This is a genomic window from Pseudobutyrivibrio ruminis, from assembly GCF_015057245.1.
GTDB lineage: Bacteria > Bacillota > Clostridia > Lachnospirales > Lachnospiraceae > Pseudobutyrivibrio > Pseudobutyrivibrio ruminis_E.
The window spans coordinates 46,774-67,570 of the sequence record NZ_SVET01000012.1 but is presented as its reverse complement, the minus strand read 5'-3'; the positions used below and the strand labels follow the sequence as shown (position 1 = coordinate 67,570).

15 protein-coding genes are annotated in these 20,797 nt (G+C 40.0%); 1 reads left to right on the top strand and 14 read right to left on the bottom strand.

Annotation, left to right across the window (positions count from 1 at the left end; genetic code table 11):
• Nucleotides 1–3: 3 nt before the first annotated feature.
• The 12 genes from E7274_RS10585 to E7274_RS10530 all read right to left on the bottom strand — a co-directional run bounded on the left by E7274_RS10585 (nt 4) and on the right by E7274_RS10530 (nt 17,790).
• Nucleotides 4–1,494 (bottom strand): sensor histidine kinase, encoded by a 1,491-nt coding sequence (locus E7274_RS10585; protein WP_304175822.1) that lies wholly within the window; start codon nt 1,492–1,494, stop codon nt 4–6.
• Nucleotides 1,487–2,533: a sugar ABC transporter substrate-binding protein gene (locus E7274_RS10580; RefSeq protein ID WP_304175820.1), complete on the bottom strand. Its 1,047-nt coding sequence runs from the start codon at nt 2,531–2,533 to the stop codon at nt 1,487–1,489. The genes E7274_RS10585 and E7274_RS10580 overlap by 8 nt, the downstream gene beginning before the upstream one ends.
• Nucleotides 2,534–2,575: 42 nt before the next feature.
• Nucleotides 2,576–3,586, bottom strand: a complete 1,011-nt coding sequence (locus E7274_RS10575) for a hypothetical protein (RefSeq protein ID WP_304175818.1) — start codon at nt 3,584–3,586, stop codon at nt 2,576–2,578.
• A gap of 129 nt (nt 3,587–3,715) precedes the next feature.
• On the bottom strand, nt 3,716–4,585 hold the full coding sequence (locus tag E7274_RS10570) for a type II CAAX endopeptidase family protein (protein ID WP_304175816.1): 870 nt from the start codon (nt 4,583–4,585) through the stop codon (nt 3,716–3,718).
• 26 nt (nt 4,586–4,611) lie between these two features.
• Entirely contained in the window at nt 4,612–7,068 is a 2,457-nt protein-coding gene (locus E7274_RS10565) for a glycogen/starch/alpha-glucan phosphorylase (RefSeq protein WP_304175814.1), read from the bottom strand.
• 346 nt (nt 7,069–7,414) lie between these two features.
• A complete protein-coding gene (gene ileS, locus E7274_RS10560; protein ID WP_304175812.1) occupies nt 7,415–10,570 on the bottom strand; it encodes an isoleucine--tRNA ligase in 3,156 nt (1,051 codons plus the stop codon).
• A gap of 98 nt (nt 10,571–10,668) precedes the next feature.
• Nucleotides 10,669–11,244: a DUF4190 domain-containing protein gene (locus E7274_RS10555; protein WP_304175810.1), complete on the bottom strand. Its 576-nt coding sequence runs from the start codon at nt 11,242–11,244 to the stop codon at nt 10,669–10,671.
• A 123-nt stretch (nt 11,245–11,367) separates the two neighbouring features.
• The gene (locus E7274_RS10550; protein WP_304175808.1) at nt 11,368–12,171 is read right to left on the bottom strand and encodes an enoyl-CoA hydratase-related protein; all 804 of its coding nucleotides are present in this window, start codon (nt 12,169–12,171) and stop codon (nt 11,368–11,370) included.
• 79 nt (nt 12,172–12,250) lie between these two features.
• Nucleotides 12,251–14,833 (bottom strand): bifunctional diguanylate cyclase/phosphodiesterase, encoded by a 2,583-nt coding sequence (locus tag E7274_RS10545; RefSeq protein ID WP_304175807.1) that lies wholly within the window; start codon nt 14,831–14,833, stop codon nt 12,251–12,253.
• Nucleotides 14,833–15,504: a DUF6320 domain-containing protein gene (locus E7274_RS10540; RefSeq protein ID WP_044937162.1), complete on the bottom strand. Its 672-nt coding sequence runs from the start codon at nt 15,502–15,504 to the stop codon at nt 14,833–14,835. Before E7274_RS10540 ends, E7274_RS10545 begins: the two co-directional genes overlap by 1 nt.
• Nucleotides 15,504–16,751: a hypothetical protein gene (locus E7274_RS10535; RefSeq protein ID WP_044937160.1), complete on the bottom strand. Its 1,248-nt coding sequence runs from the start codon at nt 16,749–16,751 to the stop codon at nt 15,504–15,506. The genes E7274_RS10540 and E7274_RS10535 overlap by 1 nt, the downstream gene beginning before the upstream one ends.
• Before the next feature lie 124 nt (nt 16,752–16,875).
• On the bottom strand, nt 16,876–17,790 hold the full coding sequence (locus tag E7274_RS10530; protein WP_304175805.1) for an alpha/beta hydrolase: 915 nt from the start codon (nt 17,788–17,790) through the stop codon (nt 16,876–16,878).
• Between the two features lie 210 nt (nt 17,791–18,000).
• On the opposite strand from E7274_RS10530, the gene E7274_RS10525 reads away from it, so the two are divergent.
• Nucleotides 18,001–18,198 carry a YjfB family protein gene (locus tag E7274_RS10525; RefSeq protein ID WP_304175803.1) on the top strand — a complete coding sequence of 66 codons (198 nt, stop codon included), beginning with the start codon at nt 18,001–18,003 and terminating at the stop codon, nt 18,196–18,198.
• Nucleotides 18,199–18,489: 291 nt separating this feature from the next.
• Here the strand turns inward: E7274_RS10525 and E7274_RS10520 are convergent, their stop codons facing one another.
• Both E7274_RS10520 and E7274_RS10515 read right to left on the bottom strand, forming a co-directional pair.
• A complete protein-coding gene (locus E7274_RS10520; RefSeq protein WP_097076192.1) occupies nt 18,490–19,557 on the bottom strand; it encodes a GntR family transcriptional regulator in 1,068 nt (355 codons plus the stop codon).
• A 2-nt stretch (nt 19,558–19,559) separates the two neighbouring features.
• Complete coding sequence (locus E7274_RS10515) at nt 19,560–20,774, bottom strand: LL-diaminopimelate aminotransferase (protein WP_304175801.1); 1,215 nt, start codon at nt 20,772–20,774, stop codon at nt 19,560–19,562.
• Between the last annotated feature and the right edge of the window lie 23 nt (nt 20,775–20,797).

The window sequence follows — 20,797 nt, the reverse complement described above, 5'->3', positions numbered from 1 at the left end:
CATTTATTCCTTCTCATAATCCTTCTTTGGAAGATAAAGAATTGTCTCCGTTCCCATCTTTTCTCCCTCAGATATAATATCTAACACATCCTCACTTTCGTAGAAGATATTAAGACGCTCAATACAGTTGTTTAATCCCACACCATTGGATGTGGATTTAGCAGGATTGCTCTTGTATGTGCCATCCAAAACCTGCTCAATTTTTTCCTGTGTCATGCCAATACCATTGTCTTTGATACTGACACATATATAATCCCCCAGTTCATACACAGAAAGCTTGATTTTCTTGGTCCAATCAATATTTCTAAGGCCATAGTTGATACTATTTTCAACAATAGGCTGTAGTATCATACTAGGTATCTTTACCCCAAGAAGTGACTCATCAATCTCCTTTGTGAACTGGATTTCCCCTGCGAATCTTACATTTATGATGTAAATGTAGATATCTACCAGCTCAATTTCCTCCCTCAAAGACACAACATCCTTGTTCTTTTTGATGTTGTATCTAAAGAAATCTGCCACTCTTTGAATGTAATTGCTGGTCCTGTCTGCCCCCTCCATCATGGCAAGCTGAGCACCAGCATTTAAAGTATTAAACAAAAAATGGGGATTAATCTGCGCCTGCAAATATCGAAGCTCCGCATCCTTAATATGGTTTTCCATTATCAGCTCGTTTTCTTTAAGCCTTCGCTCCACTTCCATAGATTCACGAAGCTTTTCAATATAGTTCTTTATGGACACAACCATTTTGTTGAAGGCTTTTGTTACCACACCAACCTCATCATTGCTTTTAACAGGCAGAAGCTCTACATTGAAGTCTCCCTGTGACACGCTGTTGGCTGTGGCAGCCAGCTTTATAAGTGGATCTGCAATAGTTGATGCGATAAGTACTACAAAAAACAGATTGGCTATACCAATTATTACAAGTGTTAAAATATTCAGCTCTTCCAAAGTCTGAAGAGCTGTCATCATAGCTCCATAGGATTTAGAGTTATTGATGAACTGCTGATTGTTGAGGTTGGTAATGCTGATATCTATGTAGCCATATGTTCTGGCCGCCTCCTCGTAGATACTCTTATACTTTTCTACATTACCACCGCGTTTACTTTCAACTGCCTGATTGGTAAGCTCCAGGTAGTTTTCCGACATGTTTTTGATATTTCTTTCAAGGACTCTGTTTTCATTATCATCCTTGTTGTCATCCAGATTATCTACCAAATCAGAATACTCTTCTTCGTAAATATAATACTGCTCCAAAGCATCACTGGTTTTGGTATTTAAATAACCTGCTGTTGCATTTTGTAAACGGTCCAGACTCTCACTCAAATCGTTCAGCGTATTATTGCTGGCGTAGATAACATCCAGAGAGTTAAGCATCTGGGCAGTTCCCAAGTACAGCATCATGTTTACAAGGAACAGCAGTACAGTAGGAATACAAAATGACATAATCATCTTTTGTCTGAGGGAGATAGATTTTCGCTTGATCCTACTCATTTTCTACCTCCTCCAACGCTTCATCGATGTTGGTAGCATCGATTACATTTGCGTCAACACTGATGTAATCCGATACATAGCCCGCATCCCTATATTCGATATATGCTTCCGCCGCAGACACACCCACACTCTGTGCATCCACATATACAGTGCTAAGAATTACTCCCTGTTTGATTCCAGTAAGAATTGTAGGTGAAACATTACTTCCTAAAAGCATTATTTGTCCTACTTTATTGTAGTCAATCATGGCCTGATAAAAGCTTTCGGTGGATTCCTGGTCAAGGCAGATTACAACTGGTGCCAAATCATTTTCTTTAAAAATATTTTGGATATACTCCTCATTAGCAAACGCATCCTTGCTTTCAACAGTGCGCACTTCAAAATCCAGGTTTCCGTTTGGCAGTTCGCGGCCGTCCAAGGCTGACTGCATATTATTAACAAAGGCGCTCGCCTCTGTAGGATTGACTGTGTTTCCAGCCAGAACCATTACCTTCTTTTGCTTTGTCAGATTTTCTATCAAAGACTCTCCGTATAAGCTGGCGATGGTATAGCTATTAGCTCCAATATAGCTGACACGATTTGCCATATCAATATCTGACTCCAGTGTGAATACAGGAATATCTGCATGCTTTGCCTTTGCCACCATTTCAGCTGTCTCTGGAGAATCGTCTCCCTCTAGAAAAATGGCATCACAATTGGATTCAATTGCCATCTCCATATACTCCGCCTTGGTATATGATTTGTCGATACTGGTAGAAAGCATATCTACATACACTCCCTGTTCAGCGCCATATTCCTTGGCAGATTTATAAACCTCCTGCCAAAAGTCCGATGAATCATTTGAAGAAATCATAATTACATAGGAATCGTACTGCTCATACTCAGCCTCAGCCAATAATTCCTTGGCTTCATCCATACGTTGCTGATAGATTACTATACTGATAACTGTAGCTATAAACATAAAAGCAACAGCACACCCTGCTGCAATAGCAAGTGCACTGTTGCTCTTTAATCTTCTTTTGCCCCAGAATAATTTCATATCATTAAACCCACCTAAAATACTTAGGTCAATTATAGCAGATTAGGTGGCAAAATCAACGTGAGAAACTCCTCCGGCATGGCCATCTGACTCGTGTAAAAAGATACCTGTCTCACGCATGGCAGCCATTGCTTTGTGCTCATCATCATGCTGTACAAAATCTGTTCTTACACGGCCAAGATATATAGCTCCCACATCAGACTGTTTTAATGTGTAAAGCTCCATATCTCCTTTCTCGTTCATGGTCCAAACTCTAAGCTTTTCAAAGATACTGTCGTTCTCATCAATCCATCCGTTACAATCCTCGTCAAATATTTCAAGCTCCTTAAAGCCGTCTCCTGTTGTCGCTCCAAATAGCTCTTTTCCGTCATTGATTTCTCCATCCTCATTTCTATCAAGTGCTAAGAAACCAGAACCTGCCTCCAACTGATGAAGATTGTCTTTTTCCCCATCTCCATCCAAATCAAAATAGAATGATTGATCAGATACCTTCGTTGGATTGTCATTGAGATTGACCACCAATGGGTCAATGTATTTTACGAAGTTTTCCTCAACAGATTTAAACTCCTCCTTAAATGATTCTGACATTGCAAAACCATAATTAAAATTCAGATGCCTTCCATCTGCAGTAACTGCAGTACCTACGGCTGAGTAAGCCAGCTCTTGGCTTTCACTGTATTCGTAGTTGATTGTGGTTGTTTGAGAATATCCCTCATTGCTTTTAAAGATTTCCTGCAGAATGTTTTTAAACTCAGAATTATCGCCAAATATCTTACTCATCAATATAGCTCTGAGCAAATAATGCATTGTCTGCATTCTGGTTTGCATGTTTGCAACCACCGATTCCACAGAAGATTTTTCTCCTGCTTCCTGAACTTCCCCATTCTGGTTCAGCTCATAGTTTAGAGATGAGAGAAAGCCTTCTCCATCATCTTCTAGCACCACGTTTCCCAGTTTGATAGCTGGCTTAATGGTATTTTCGTACTCCACCTTCGTTGTTGCCACGAAAGTACTTTGTGCGGCCATTTTGACCTCAGAATTTTGAATTACCATGCTCTTTCCTCCTATAAATGAAACATAATTTATAAAGGGAAAGTCCGTTTTCCTTATCACAGTTTCTAGTAAAAAGAAAAACCAGGAAGGCGTGCCTTCCTGGTCCTGTGATTATTATCGTCCGTGTAATTATATATCGGCTGTAAACTCATTTTCCTTAACAGATGAAGCCCCTTTTCTGAGAAGAATTATTGAAACGTAAGTAACAACAAGGGAACCCAGCATCCACAAGAAGAATCCGATAACTGTATCGCCTCCGTATGGCAAGAAATCTGAGCCATAGGTGCCAATCAAGTTAAATATCATATGGATAATAATTGTAACAAATATATTGTTGTATAAGTGCATTACATAGCCCATTCCAAGTCCAAGGACAAATGCATAGCAGCCTTGGATTGCATTCATATGGAAGGCACCAAAGAGTATTGCCTGTACAACTATTGCAAGATAGTATGGCATAACCTTTTTAGCTGCACTAAGTGTAACACCTCTGAAAATAAGCTCCTCGCATATTGGTGCAAGAATAACTGCATATATGCCCATGATAAATGTAAGGCTATCATCCAAACCAGCTGTCTCCATAAGCTCTTCATATTCCTCGAGCCATGATGGAAATGCACTAGCTAATGCAGCTGTAAGGTAATTGCTAACGTATTGCATGCCTAAGCAAAAGAGCAACACACCTGCTATTGTAGCTGGAACATTCTTTGATACCTCTGATAGCTTAGTCTGCTTTTCATCACTAAAAATCTTTTTCTGAACGAATGTGAAAATAATGATTCCAGCAACAGCATATATGATATAAAGAACATTTGCTCCATCCGAAAGCATTGCATCTACAAGTGCGTTAACAAGGTCGTCGTAGGTGTTTCCTTTAAATGTAGCAAGCACATAAGCAACGATAGCTTGAATTACAAATAAGCTGGCTCCAACCTGCAAAACAAATGCAAGAATACATGGAATAAATATCCAAGGTATATATTTTCTTTTGTCATTCATAGTCTGTAAACATTCCTTCTAGGCACTTATTTCAAATCAAGCTTATCCAAGTGCCAAATATCATCTACATACTCCTGGATTGTTCTATCAGATGAGAACTTGCCAACATGAGCTACGTTTTCAAGTGCCATCTTTGCCCATTTATATTTATCCTTGTAAGCCTCCTGAATCTTTTCATGAGTCTCACAGTAAGATGCAAAATCCTTTAGTACAAAGTATGTATCAGCCTTTGCTGTACACTGTGTGTTTAAAAGAGAATTGTAAAGTGGGCGGAACAATTCTGGATTATCAATACTGTAATTGCCATTTACAAGCTGCTGCAATACCTTTTGAATGTGATGATTTCCGTTCATAACATCTACTGGATTGTAGTCGTTATTCTTTTCGTGAGCAATTACCTCATCTGAGCTCATACCGAAGATAAAAATATTCTCTCCGCCTAGCTCCTGATACATCTCTACATTTGCACCATCCATAGTACCGATTGTAACGGCACCATTAAGCATGAACTTCATGTTTCCAGTACCAGATGCTTCCTTTGAAGCTGTAGAAATCTGTTCTGAAACATCTGCTGCTGCAAATATCCATTCAGCATTTGATACACGATAATCTTCAATAAATACAACCTTGATTTTGTTGTCGATTGATTTATCGTTGTTGATTACTGCTGCTACATTGTTTATCAGCTTGATGATAAGCTTTGCATTTTCATAACCTGCAGAAGCCTTTGCACCGAAGATAAATGTAGTTGGATAGAAGTCCATCTCTGGATTTTCCTTAATCTGATTGTAGAGATACATTACATGAAGAATATTTAAAAGCTGACGCTTGTATTCATGTAATCTCTTAACCTGAACATCAAAAATCGAATTAGGATCAACTTCGATTCCATTGTGTTCTAATATATATTTAGCCAGACGTTTTTTATTATCGAGCTTGATAGCCATAAACTCGTCAAGAGATTTCTTGTCATCAACAAAGCTCTCTAATTTCTTCATCTGGGATAAATCTGTAATCCATCCACGACCAATCTTTTTGATTACCCAGTCTGAAAGCTTGTAATTGCCGTGCATCAAGAAACGACGCTGAGTAATACCATTGGTCTTGTTGTTGAATTTTTCAGGATACATTTCGTAGAAATCATGAAGCGAAACATTCTTCAGGATTTCTGTATGAAGAGCTGCAACACCATTAACACTGTAGCTTGCGGCGATTGCCATGTGAGCCATCTTGACCTGGTCATCTGCAAGGATAGCCATGCGATGAACTCTCTCCTCGTCACCTGGGAACTTAGCTCTAATTTCGTCACAGAATCTACGGTTGATTTCCTCAACGATCATAAAGACACGTGGAAGCAATCTCTTGAAGATATCCTGTGGCCATTTTTCAAGAGCCTCTGACATGATGGTGTGGTTTGTGTAGGCAACACAATGTGTTGTAATCTCCCAAGCCTCATCCCAGCCTAAACCATGCACATCCATAAGGATACGCATAAGCTCAGCAACTGTCAGTGTTGGGTGAGTATCATTCATCTGGAATACAACCTTTTCAGGAAGCTTCTTGATATCCTTGTGATAGCGCAAATACTTTGCAAGAGCTCTCTGAATAGATGCAGATACAAAGAAGTATTGCTGCTTCAATCGAAGCTCCTTACCCTGAATATGATTGTCATTTGGATAAAGAACCTCAGTAAGGTTTCTTGCAAGGTTCATATCCTCAACTGCTCTGTTATAGTCACCCTTTTCAAATGAGTCTAATCTAAACACTTCCTTTGGTTTGGCATCCCAAATCATAAGCGTGTTTACCATACCATTATCAAAACCAGTGACAGGCAAATCATAAGGTGTAGCTATTACTGCGTTATACCCTTCATGAATATACTTTGTTGTGCCATCTGGCTGAGTATCATAGCGAACCCATCCGCCAAATCTAACTTCGAATTCATACTCGGTACGCTGAAGCTCAAATGGATATCTAGTCTGAAGCCAATTATCTGGAACTTCCCGCTGATAACCATCCTCAATCTTCTGCTTGAACATACCATAATGATATCTAATACCGCAGCCATAAGCCGGATACTGTAAAGTTGCAAGAGAATCAAGGAAACATGCAGCAAGTCTACCAAGACCACCATTTCCAAGTGCTGGATCTGGCTCCTGGTCTTCTACTTCATTTATATCAACCCCCAATTCATCAAGGGCATCCATAACCTCTGTGTATCCACGCATATTAATCATGTTGTTTCCAAGAAGTCGACCAATCAGAAACTCCATAGACATGTAATATACGCACTTTGGATCCTGCTGCACAAATGCTTTTTGAGTAGTGAGCCAGTTATCAATTACCACGTCGTTGACAACTTCGGCGCAAGCTCTATAAATCTCCTCCTTAGTTGCCATCTCAAAGTCCTTGCGGAACATGGTCTTGACACGGCCTACTATCTCATGCTCAATCTCTCTTGTGCTTGGCATCTGTCTCTTCATATCTCAAAACCCCTCCTATTGGCAATCCGTATAAGCTGACCAAAGCACTCCGTGCTCCCGCAGGGTCCCCTTCGCATTACGTCAGTTACGCATACAAGCCTTAGTATTGCTCCGTCGCGAGATTGGCTCCTTGAGCAACACTAAGAGCTAGTCTGCTACTGACTTGCGAATTGTCCCTGCTCACGCTTGCGTATGTTGTGCACAGCTTATACTTAGTTACAATACAGTTGCAATAGTTCGTAGACATCAAGCTATTATATTACTTTAGCGAGACGTGCTGTCGAGCGTAGTAATATAATGCTTGTAGTCGTAACGAACGAGCCATAACCTTGTGGCTAGCCTCAGCCTAACGACGTGTTACGGCGAGTGTTACCTTCTCACCGTTGATGTTCCATTCTTTAACGTGTGAGCCTGTTTCGCCTACGATGATTTCGTCAGCGAGAACTTCCCCAGCGATTTCAGCCTTATTCTTTTCGAAGATTGTGGCAGCCTTTTCGTCAGCCTTGTACGCTACTGTGATGCGGTCCATAACTTCGAAATCAGCTTCCTTACGCATTGTCTGAATCTTTGAAACGATTTCACGTACGAAACCTTCCTCAAGAAGCTCCTCTGTAAGGTTTGTATCAAGAACTACTGTTACGTAGTTGTCTCCATCTGCAACGAAGCCTTCTGTCTGAGCCATAGAGATAAGTAAGTCTTCCTCTGCAAGCTCAATTGATGGATCAACCTCAGGCAATTTAATAACCCCATTTGCCTTGAGCTCTGCGTAAGCAGCGTTTCCATCAAGTGATGAAAGAGCCTTCTGAATGCCACCTAAGAACTTGCCATACTTAGGTCCAACTGTACGAAGCTGTGGCTTGAATGAGTATGATGTGAATGCTGAAACATCCTCTGTGAATGTAGCCTTCTTAACGTTAAGCTCATCCTCAATGATGCTTACATACATTTCATCAAGCTCATGCTCAGCCTTGATGTACATCTGACCAATTGGCTGACGGTTCTTGATGTTGGCTGTATTTCTACATGCACGACCGTGAACTACGATCTTTAAGAGCTCATCCATATCCTCCTCAAGCTTCTTATCAATGAATGCCTCATTAACTGTTGGGAAGTCACAAAGGTGGATTGACTCTGGTGCATTCTTGTCTACTGAGCGAACCATGTTCTGATAGATTTCTTCTGTCATGAAAGGAATCATAGGTGCTGCTGCAAGTGAGATATCCTTTAAGCATGTGTAAAGTGTCATGTAAGCATTAATCTTGTCCTGCTCCATGCCCTTTGCCCAGAATCTATCACGGCAACGACGAACATACCAGTTAGATAAGTCATCTACGAACTCATCAAGAGCTCTAGCTGCCTCTGGAATCTTGTATGAACCAAGGTTGTCATCAACAGCCTTGATTGCTGAGTTAAGACGAGAAAGAATCCACTTATCCATAACTGCAAGCTTGCTGAAGTCAAGCTCATACTTTGTAGGATCAAACTCATCAATGTTTGCATATAAGATGTAGAATGCGTATGTATTCCAAAGAGTTCCAAGGAACTTTCTCTGACCTTCCATAACAGCATTTTCACCAAATCTCTTTGGAATCCATGGTGCTGAAGATGTGTAGAAGTACCATCTAATAGCATCTGCTCCCATTTTTTCAAGAGCATCAAATGGATCGACAGCGTTGCCCTTTGACTTAGACATCTTCTGTCCATTCTCATCCTGAACGTGACCAAGTACAATAACGTTCTCATATGGAGCCTTGTTGAAGAGAAGTGTTGATTCTGCCATAAGTGAATAGAACCATCCACGTGTCTGGTCAACAGCCTCTGAAATGAACTTAGCAGGGAACTGCTGCTCAAATACTTCCTTATTTTCGAATGGATAGTGATGCTGAGCAAATGGCATAGCACCTGAATCGAACCAGCAGTCGATAACTTCTGGTACACGCTTCATTGTGCCCTTACACTCTGGACATGTGCATGTAACCTCGTCGATGTATGGACGGTGAAGCTCGATGTGCTCTGCATCAGCGTTGCCTGAAAGCTCTGCTAATTCCTTGCGGCTTCCGATTGAAATCTGTTTGCCACAATCTGGACACTCCCAGATGTTAAGCGGAGTTCCCCAGTAACGGTTACGAGAGATACCCCAGTCCTGAACGTTCTCAAGCCAATCACCGAAACGTCCCTTACCAATTGATTCTGGAATCCAGTTTACAGTGTTGTTATTTTTAATCAGGTCATCTTTAACTTCTGTCATCTTGATGAACCATGACTCTCTAGCATAGTAGATAAGTGGAGTGTCGCATCTCCAGCAATGTGGATACTCATGCTCAAACTTAGGAGCATCAAAAAGCTTTCCTTCCTTATCAAGGTCCTTTAATACTTCAGGATCTGCCTTCTTTACAAAAAGACCTGCATAAGGAGTCTCCTTTGTCATCTCACCCTTGCCATCTACGAACTGAACAAATGGAAGATCGTATTTACGTCCAACCTTTGCATCGTCCTCGCCAAATGCAGGAGCGATATGTACGATACCAGTACCATCTGACATAGTAACGTATGTATCACATGTAACAAAGTGTGCCTTCTTATGCTGCTTTGTAGCTGCAACCCCAGCGCACTCGAAAAGTGGCTCGTACTCTTTGTACTCAAGGTCTGTACCCTTATATGTCTCAAGTACTTCGTATGCCTTCTCGCCTTCTTCAGCAAGCTTGCCTAATACCTTATCTGCAAGTGCTTCTGCAAGAATATATGTATATCCATCAGCTGCCTTTACGCGGATGTATGTCTCATCTGGGTTAACGCAAAGTGCAAGGTTTGATGGAAGTGTCCAAGGTGTTGTTGTCCAAGCAAGGAAATAAGCATCCTCACCTACGATTTTGAAACGAACGATTGCAGAACGTTCCTTAACTGTCTTGTATCCCTGTGCAACTTCCTGTGCAGAAAGTGGAGTACCACAACGAGGGCAATATGGAACGATTTTGAATCCCTTGTAAAGGAGCTTCTTGTCCCAGATAGTCTTAAGTGCCCACCACTCTGATTCAATGAAATTGTCATCGTATGTGATGTAAGGATTGTCCATATCTGCCCAGAAACCTACTGTGCCAGAGAAATCCTCCCACATACCTTTATATTTCCATACAGATTCCTTACATTTCTTAATGAAAGGCTCCATACCGTATTCTTCGATTTGTTCTTTACCATTGAGACCAAGAAGCTTTTCAACTTCAAGCTCTACTGGAAGTCCATGTGTATCCCAACCAGCCTTACGAGGAACGAATTTGCCCTTCATAGTCTGATATCTAGGAATCATGTCCTTGATTGCACGAGTCTCAACATGTCCAATGTGAGGCTTACCGTTTGCTGTTGGAGGGCCATCATAAAATGTGTATGTCTCTCCCTCTTTTCTTGAATCCATTGATTTCTGGAAGATATCGTTTTCTTCCCAGAACTTTTGCACCTGCTTCTCCCTTTCAACGAAGTTCAGGCTTGCGTCTACCTTGTTGTACATATAAAAGTAATTCCTTTCTAGAGGATATCCTTTCTCGTCAGATATCCCTTCTCTTATTTAAATATGCCAAAAAGTGCTAAAAGCACCTCTAACCAAAATTATAATGTATCATCGTTATCCAATGAATGGAGCTCGTCCTCTAAAAGTTGATTATCATCAAGATAATTGTCAAAGTAATCTTCATCGTACTCTTCGTAGTACTGAATGAGATCTTCACTTGCGTCATAAATGTTTGCTATGTTTGCAATAATAAATCCATAGCAAGCTCCGCAAAGAACAACACTTAGAACTGATGTGATGATACCTGCAATTGCAAGGCCCTGGCTACCCTTTTGTCCCTTTGCCTGTGATAAATAAATACCTCCCAGAACGATTGAAACCAAGGCTAGTAAAATATTAAAGAATGATAAAAATAACAGCAAAGCAATAATGCCTAACACCAGTGATGCTATAGCCAAGCCATTATCTGCCTTTTTAGGAGGCTGCTGATAATAGTATGCCTGCTGGTTATATCCGTAGTTTGGATTGTTGTATTGATTGTTAAATTGATTGTTGTACTGGTTATTGTACTGGTTATTGTACTGACTATTATTGTGCTGATTGTTATATTGGTTGTTTGTATTCTGCTGTGATGACTGTTCATTTTCATCTTCAAACATGTAATCGTTACCCATAATATCTCCTAAACTATATAATTAACCTAATCTTAATTATGATAACTGTTTATGCCCTATTTTACAAGCAAAACCAAAAAAACCACCCTTTTAGCAAGGGTGGTAAAAAATCAATGAATTTTATTAGAAATCTGTAAGATTTGCAGCACGTCTCTCAAGGAATGCACCCATGCCCTCTGCCTTGTCGTGTGTAGAGCATGTAATACCAAAGAGATTAGCCTCCATCTCAACTGCATTCTTGATGTCCATATCGTAACCATTGTTGATTGCAGCCTTTGCAATAGAAACAGCGTAGCTTCCCTTTGAAGCAATCTTCTTAGCCATTTCCTTAGCTGTGTTCATAAGCTCTTCCTTAGCAACAACCTTGTTTACAAGACCAATTCTGTATGCCTCGTTTGCATCGATTGAATCGCATGTGAAGATAAGCTCCTTAGCGCGTCCCATACCAACAAGACGAGCAAGTCTCTGTGTGCCACCAAAACCTGGGATAATTCCAAGGCCTGTCTCTGGCTGACCAAATGTAGCATTGTCAGCTGCGATACGGATATCGCAAGCCATAGAGATTTCGCAACCACCGCCAAGTGCGAAGCCGTTAACAGCAGCAATTGTAACCTGTCTCATATTCATAAGCTTAAAGAATGGCACTGAAGCCTTCATACCAAATGCACGAGCCTCAGCTGCTGTGAAGTTAACCATCTCAGAGATGTCTGCACCAGCGACAAATGACTTGTATGGGTTATCCTTCTTATCAGGACCGCCTGTAAGAATAAGAACCTTTACATCGTCTCTTGCTTCGATTTCTGTTAATGCAACATTAAGCTCATCAAGAGTCTCGCTGTTAAGTGCATTAAGTGCTGCTGGACGAGAGATAGTAAGTACCGCAATCTCATCAGCAACTTCAAGCTTTAAATTGTTAAATTCGCTCATAGTAATCCTCCTCTTTGTAGGGCATTCCCCTTCGATTTTTCATGATTACTATATTAGAGCATTGTTAAAGTTTTGTCAATCATTTTTGTTTCCTATTTTTAATTATTTCTTTCATCTTCTTTTTGTTCTCGTACATAGCAGAATCTGCCCTGTCAAAAACGTCGGAAACAAATCTGTCCTCAGGACCAAATTTCGCCCAGCCAACAGCCATTGTCACGCTATTAGCCTTATCGTTTCTTTTATTGGCCCTATCAATTTTGCCAAGTCTGTTTTCAATCATTTCATAGTCTTTGCCCTGGGCTATGGCGACAAATTCATCACCACCGATTCTATATACAGGGCTTCTTGCAAAGGCGTCGCACAAAATCATACAGCCTTCTTTTATATAGTCATCACCAGCCTGATGTCCCTGATTGTCGTTTACTTGTTTCAAGCCATTTAAATCGCAAACAATAATGGCAAATTTTACCTCAACTTCCGCCTGTATCTGTGTATTTAAATGATCCTCCTCATCAACGTATGCTCTTTTATTTTTAACACCTGTAAGCTGGTCTTTTGTGGCCCTTTCCTCTGCTTCAATAAGCGAAGTTGCATATTCTCTTTCTTGAATCACTTGCTTTTCGATGTTCATAACACCTACAAGAAGTCGTGCTTCATTATCCTCTTGTATGAGGGTTGCTCTCAAGCACCAGTGAACAACCTGTTTTTCAACTATGACTCTATATTTGTATACAAAAATCCCATCCTCTTCTATTCTTTTAAGAACAGTTTTTTTATCAAAGACCTTTAAAAAGTCCTTAATGTCATCTGGATGGAAAGTGTGCCAAACATTTCGTGCAGTCTCCTCAAAGAAATCTTCACCTTTCATTGCCAGATTAAGCTTTCCATATTCTTCTGAGGAATTATAGCTGACATAATTATTAGTGACAGGATCAACAGAGTAGATGTTTATAAACTCCCCAGACAACGCCATGATACGAGAATAAGCTTTTCTCTCTTCTTTTATCTTCTCCATCGCCTCGCGCTGTTTCATCTGGTCATCAACATTATTGACACCTATCAGAATATAATTATCGTCTTCTCTGACCTTTACTGCCTTCAAGTTGACATATATAGGTTCACCGTTCACTATACGTCTATAGGTTATTGAAAATGTACCATTATTCTTTAGACTCTTTATAATTTTATCCTTTGTAAAGGATTTATTCATCATATCTAAATCTTCAGAATAGATTCTGCTAAAGAAGCTCTTCAAAGTTTTATTGAAGAAATCAGTTCCCTTCTTTTCAACAGATACATCTCTATTGAGGCCATCCGGATTGTATTCCACAAACTCATCAGTATCCATATTTACATAGAAAAGATTAATATAATCCTCTGATAAAGCTCGCGCTATATAGTTGTATGTAAGAGTGTCTGCCTGATTTATCTTTTCTCCAATTTGAAGAATTACAACAGCCACTGCGGCAACTTTCGTGACAGGATTTACAGCTACCCTTTGTAACAGCAATTGAATCGTCTTTTTATGCCTTGTTCTATCATCAAAGATTACCCTTTTCCCATCTCTAGCACATTTACGTATCGCATTTACGGTATATTCTCCAGCACTTTCTTTTGCATTTTCTTTGACTTTGTATATAAAATCTCTTCCTTCAATTCCGGAATTTGAATATAAGAAATTTCTAAAGGCATGGTTTTCTCTGATAATTTTTATAACATCATCATTGGATTCAACAATCGCAACTGGAAATGTGTCAAAATAATTGTCCAAATCCCCATTCTTTCTTGCAAAAGAAATATCATAAAGGTTTATCTTTCCAATTGACGCATAATAATCGGTTTCCTTTGGATTCTCAAAACCAATTTCCAATCCTTTTTCATAACGTTCAAGAACTTGGCTAACTGAAATAGGCTTGCAGTAATAGAATCCCTGCATACGGCTACATCCAATTTCATTTAAAAAGTCAACCTGTTCTGCTGACTCAACGCCCTCTACTACAGTCTCCATACCTAGTGACATAGCCATTCTGACAAATTCAGTCAAAATAATTCTAGCGCTTTCACTATTAGCAATTTGTCTTACGAAGAATATGTTTATTTTTAAAAGATCAAAATGCATCAACTGAAGCACAGCTGGCGCAGCATCTCCACTGCCATAATCATCAAGCCAAATCTGGAATCCCAGCTCCTGCAACTGCTCCAATTGAGAAAGGATAAAGTTATCCCCTAGATTAATTGAATCTTCAGAGACAGAAACTGCTATCATATGCTTTGATATTTTAGATTTTTCCACTCTTGTTGCTATTTCATCTACTACGTCACAAGTGTAAAAATCCACCTGTGAAAGATTAACAGATGTAGGAACAACAAAAAGACCTCGCTTTAGCTGCTCTTCCATTTTCTCAAGTGTTCGTTCTAGCACAAACAGGTCCAGCAAGTGGACCTTGTTTACTGCCTCCACGGCAGGAACAAAATCGATTGGATTAAGCATCCCAAAGACAGGGTCTTCCCATCTAACAAGCGCTTCCTCACCGCAGACTCGACCATTAGATGTACGAATTATTGGTTGATAGTACACCTCAATCCAGCCCTCAGAAAGCGCTCTGTCGATATTGTCGACAATGTATTTATTTTTATCAAACTCTTCCCCGAATACTCCCATTAAACGTTTAGTCTCCTTTGGATTTCGCCAACCACTTCACGTCCTTTGAATATTATTGCGCCTACAAAGAGAATAACGCTCACCAGCAAGCATATAATCCATACTAGAGGACAATCTCTTTCAGCAAAATAAAATACAATGTAAGGTAAAATTCCAACCACTAAATTGGTTAGAAGATATACCATTGAATTTCCATTTTTATCAAGCATCGCCAAAACAAAATTTGCAATCAGAGTACCCATGATTACAATAGGCGCTACCCATTCAGCTATAACCCATAACTGGCCTATATAGTATGATGTAATTCCCAACATACCTAAGACAATAAATACAAACAATGTCATTATTCTTGATGAGCTAATGCCTTTTTTGAACAATCGCATAATGCCAAATTCAAAAACAATGAGCCACATGGCCACAATCAAGCTCCAGTGTATATGAGCAAGTGCTGGCCAAAGCTTTACTCCAAAGAGAAAATCTACCCCTAAGCTTGCAATTACAATGGCCCAAATGATAAACAATTGAACCTTGTAAAAAAATGATTGTAACTGAAGTGTAGTCTGCTTTGGAAAATAAGGAGCCTCTGCTTCTCCATTTAACTTGCTTTGGCATAGTGGACATTTTTTAAGGTTGCCACCTACCTCTATCTTACAATAAGGACAGTTCTTCATTATCGAATCACCTCCGTAGCATAAACTCTAATGTTAATTCCCTCGTCCGTCAGTCCGCGTACCAGGTTCTTAACAACTCTGGTGTTGGAATAAGGTGATGATATTCCAAGTGACAAATCCCCATTGTAGCTAGACATTGTAGAGAAAAGATTTCCTGAGCTACAGAATGCACTGTAGTTCTGAACCTGCTCTGCCACTTCCTTTGGTGGTTTCTGAACTCCCAAATTAGAAAGAACCATTGAAACCTTTTTATCTGTAATCTTTGAGCCATAGCGAACAACCCACTGCTTTATAAAAAGCGGAACTGCTCGAACTGGAGCTACATACTCCATGGTCTCAAAGTTATCCATCTGCTTTTTAATGTTTTCCTCAGTAAGATTTGCCTTAAGCTTTTCATCGAATTCTTTAACCAAATCCTCAAATGAAATATCCTCATCAAAGACATGGGAAACATTAACATTGTTGAAGAAGTTTCTGGATGTCTGACTTGGATAGTAATTTCTAAGGTTTACAGGCATCGACACATTTATAGGTGTCTTGCGCTTTCTAGGAGGCATATCCTCCATGATTGCCAGCATGAATCTAGCGCCGATGTAGCTTGTGAGGGATACTCCTAGCTCCTTTGCCTTCGGCAACAGCTGCTCTGTAGGCATGTGAACCTCGAAAAACTGAAGCTGATCGTATGGAAGCTTTAATCCACTTGGATGATATGCGTACTTAAGGGATGAACCTTTAAGTCCCATACTTCCAAAGAACTGCTTGTAACTATCCTGATTCAAGTCATCCTCTGACGCTCCAGAGTGGATAGTTGTCTCCTCGTATCTTCCTGGATATTTTAGCTTTAAATAATCCAAAACTATGATATTTAAAAACTCTAGTGCACCTGTTCCATCAGAAATTGCATGGAACAAATCTAGATTAATTCTCTTGCCGTAATAAGTAACTCTGTAATGAAGCATTGGTCTGCCAGGAACATAAAGAATCGGACAAACTCTTCCGTGTTCTTCTGTAACAACTGGCTGAATATCTGTGTCCTCCATATAGTGCCAGAAAATGCCTCGGCGAATTCTCACCTGGAACTGTGGTCTTATTTGAATTGCAGAAAGCACTGCTTCCTGAAGTAAATCTGGATCAATATCCTCCCATAATGTACAGCTGACCCTAAGAGTTCGTGTATCTCTCTTAGCTGCCGTTGCCAAAAAAACCTTCGCGACATTGTCAACCTTATACCAATTATCTCTACTCATTCTCTCTTATCCTAACCCGCTGGTTACGTCCACAAGCCTACTGATTTCTCCGTTCGACAACACGTCTCACTTGAGAAATAGTAGAGCTTGTTTACTACCAGCTCATTTAAATATTATAGTTTTTCTAATAGATTACATTCGTGACGAACCGTGATAGGCGCTTCATAGCTCTCCCAGCCATAGGCAATGGCATCTGCTGATATACATGCCATCCATCTTTTTCTGTATCAAGTGTCACTTGACTGCCTGCTTTATGGATTTTTTTAGAAAGTTGTGCACTGTCTTCATAAAGGATTTCATTTTTGCCAACCATAATAAGAGTTGGTGGAAAATCCTTGAACTCTCCATATAACGGACTGTATTTTGCATCGGCTTTGTCTGCCTTCACACCTATATAGGCATCTCTCACTCCCTCCACATAATCCTTTGTAAGGATTGGATCCTTATCTTTGCAGGATTCATAGGATGAAGATGTAGCTGTCATATCTGTCCATGGGCTAAACAACAACATTGCCTTAGGCCCAATTCGACCTTCTTCTATAAGCTTTTGTGTCATACACAATACAAGATTTCCTCCTGCTGAATCTCCTGCAAGAAGAATCTGTTTTGCTCCATAGCCCTGCTGCACAAGATGATTCCATACAACCATTCCATCATCCAAAGCAGCTGGATATTTGTTTTCAGGGGCGAGTCTATACTCGAACGAGACTACAGAAAAGCCTGTGGATATAGCTAATTTTGCTGCAAGAATCCTTGCATAACCTAAACCGCCGCAAGTATATCCACCGCCATGCGCATATAAAATTATGTAGTTAGGATTATGGGCCAAATCCGGTTTAACCCACTCACAAGAAACACCCTCTGCAATAAAGCTTTCCACAGTAAACCCATCGTTTGGAGTGGCAAGCTTACTTGCCAATTCCATGGAAGATCTTTGCTTTTTAAGGTCCTCCTGGGTAAGCGATTTACCGCCAATAGAGTTAACTGCTTTGATTGCTTTCATCAAAGGATCGTTCAAATTGATTTTTAGTATAGCCATGTTTCCCCTCTAATTATAACTACGTTTATTATAATTATTCTTTTTTCATTTTTCTACAGTGCACATAAAAACTACACTTATTTCTCACACTTCTGCATAATTCACAGTTTGTTCACATATTAGTCACAATTTGACACCAAATAAAATATAGCAAATGATACACTTAAATAGAAATGAAAAAGATTCAGTCTTTTTTAGGGGAGGCGCCATATGGATATAGCCGAAATTTCTATGAGCCTAAGTCAAAATCAGTTAATGTCAGCAGTGGGGACTGCTATGCTCGGTAAGACATTAGATCTTGTAGAAGGACAGGGTCAGGCGCTAGCAGAAAGTATGAGTATGAATACTCCTTCACTAGAGAGCTTGGTCTATCCCACTTCCGGCACCATGATAGATGTGCGCGTATGAGTTAATTTAATGTATTTGGTGTTTTTATTAAAGCTGGTACGATGGTACCAGCTATTTGTTTGTAGCGTATTTAGTTACATGCATTAACATATTTCTATTATTTCACACCATCGGTTAGCAATTCACAAATACTATTTTTATTTTGCATTCTTTATTCACATATTTTCCATTGTTCCTTCAGAAATTGATTGTATTATAATTACATCGCAAGACAGAAGCGATGAACCATTTTTTTCATAACATTATTCTCCCTTTTTAAAAAAGACGCCCCGCCGGCGTCTTTTTTACTGCTTAAAAACAAGATTTTCTTTCTATTACTTTTGGCTCCAATAATATGTGAGCTTCTTTTTTCGAGATACTTCCATCGATAAGCCCCAATAATGTCTGGGCTGCTTTCTTGCCTAATTCCTCCTGAGGATGAGCAATTGTGGTGATACCTTTGCTGTGTGCAAGCAGAGAGTTGTCAAACCCTGTCACCGAAATATCATGAGGAACATTTCTGCCTATATTGGTCAAGCCCTTTATTACATCTGCTGCGATTTCATCGTTGTAGCAAACTACTCCATGACATGGAATTCCGTTTTCAAAAATCCTGAGAAGCCCTTCCATAGGCTTTGTAGTTTTGTCCTTTGTGTGATACCACACAACCAAATCAGGATCATAGGCAACGCCTGCAGAAGCCAATGCTTTTACATACCCCTTGTGTCGAAGAATGCCCTGTGTATCATCTGCTTTAAAAATGCCTGCAATCTGTCGATGCCCTAAACCAAGCAAATGCTCTGTGATAAGCTTGCCGCCTTCCACATCGTCAAGCATTACATAAGGCCGATCCATCATAGCCTCGTAACAGCCCTGAATAAATACATAAGGGATTCCCATTGCATCCATTTGCTCGTACAAGACCTGATGCTGGCAGCTGATAGCACTTTGGCTAGGTTCAATAATCATGCCGTCAATGTTTTTAGACAAAAGCTCTTCCATACACCAAGCCTCACCCTTACGGGAATTGTTGGTGGTTTTAAGAAGGATACTATATCCGTTTTCATCCAGAACCTGATTGATACCCTGAATAACTCTCGGGAAAATATAATCCGACATGTAAGTCGAAACCACAGCAATATTTTTGCTGTGGCCTCTTTTTGTTTTGGGACGTGCAACAAAGGTTCCGCTTCCATGACGTGCATAAAGATAGCCTTCAGAAATAAGCTGTCCTATGGCTTTTCGTACCGTTTGTCTACTAACACCATACTTTGCAGCCAGCTCATTTTCCGAAGCTATTTTCTCATCCACCCCATATTTTCCGGAATTGATTGCCTTTTTTATGTCTTTAATTATTAGTTCATACTTAGTATTAACCATATTTATAAGTTTTTGATTCGCTCAATAGCTCTAACTGTATTTTCAGCTGAACCAAAAGCAGTAAGTCTAAAGTAGCCCTCACCTGATGGTCCAAAGCCAGCACCTGGTGTTCCAACGATTTGAACATTCTCAAGAAGATAATCAAAGAAATCCCATGATGTCATGTTGTCAGGTGTCTTTAACCAAATATAAGGAGCATTAACTCCACCATATACCTGATATCCAGCATCCTTAAGACCAGTGTAGATTGTCTTGGCATTGTTCATGTAGAAGCCAACCTGCTGCTTAATCTGAGCCTGACCTTCTGCAGAGTAAACTGCCTCTCCTGCTCTTTGGATGATGTAAGGTGCCCCGTTGAACTTTGTACCGTGACGACGAGCCCACATACCGTGAAGTGACACACCATCATAAACAAGATCCTTTGGCACTACTGTGTATCCCAAACGAACGCCAGTGAAGCCAGCATTCTTTGAGAATGAATGAATCTCGATAGCGCAAGTCTTTGCACCAGTACATTCATAAATAGAATGAGGAACATCTTCCTCTGAAATATATGCTTCGTATGCTGCATCAAAAATGATGAGACATTTGTTTTTGTTTGCATAGTCAACCCAAAGCTGAAGCTGGCTCTTTGTAAGAGTAGTTCCTGTAGGGTTGTTTGGAAGACATAGATAGATTACATCTGATGTCTCCTTTGGAAATTCTGGAACGAAATTGTTCTCAGCTGTTGTTGGCATGTAGATAAGATCTGACCACTTACCAAGAGTGGCATCGTATGTACCACAGCGACCTGCCATAACATTTGAATCTACATATACTGGGTAAACAGGATCGCAAACTGCGATTTTAACATCTGCTGCAAATAATTCCTGAATATCAGCTGAATCTGATTTTGCTCCATCCGAAACAAAAACTTCATCTGCTGAAATATCACAGCCTCTGCTTTGATAATCATTCTTTGCAATGGCCTCACGTAGGAATGAATATCCTAAATCTGGAGCATAACCATGGAAGGTTTTAGCGTCTCCCATTTCATCAACTGCACTGTGAAGTGCGTTAATCATAGCTGGTGCAATTGGTTGTGTTACATCGCCAATACCAAGTCTGATAATATCTGCATTTGGATTAGCTTCTTGATATGCAGCTACTTTTTTTGCGATTGTAGAGAATAGATAGCTGCCTGGGAGTTTTTGGAAATTTGTGTTTACTTTAAACATGTGTACCTTCCTTTGTTGCCTTA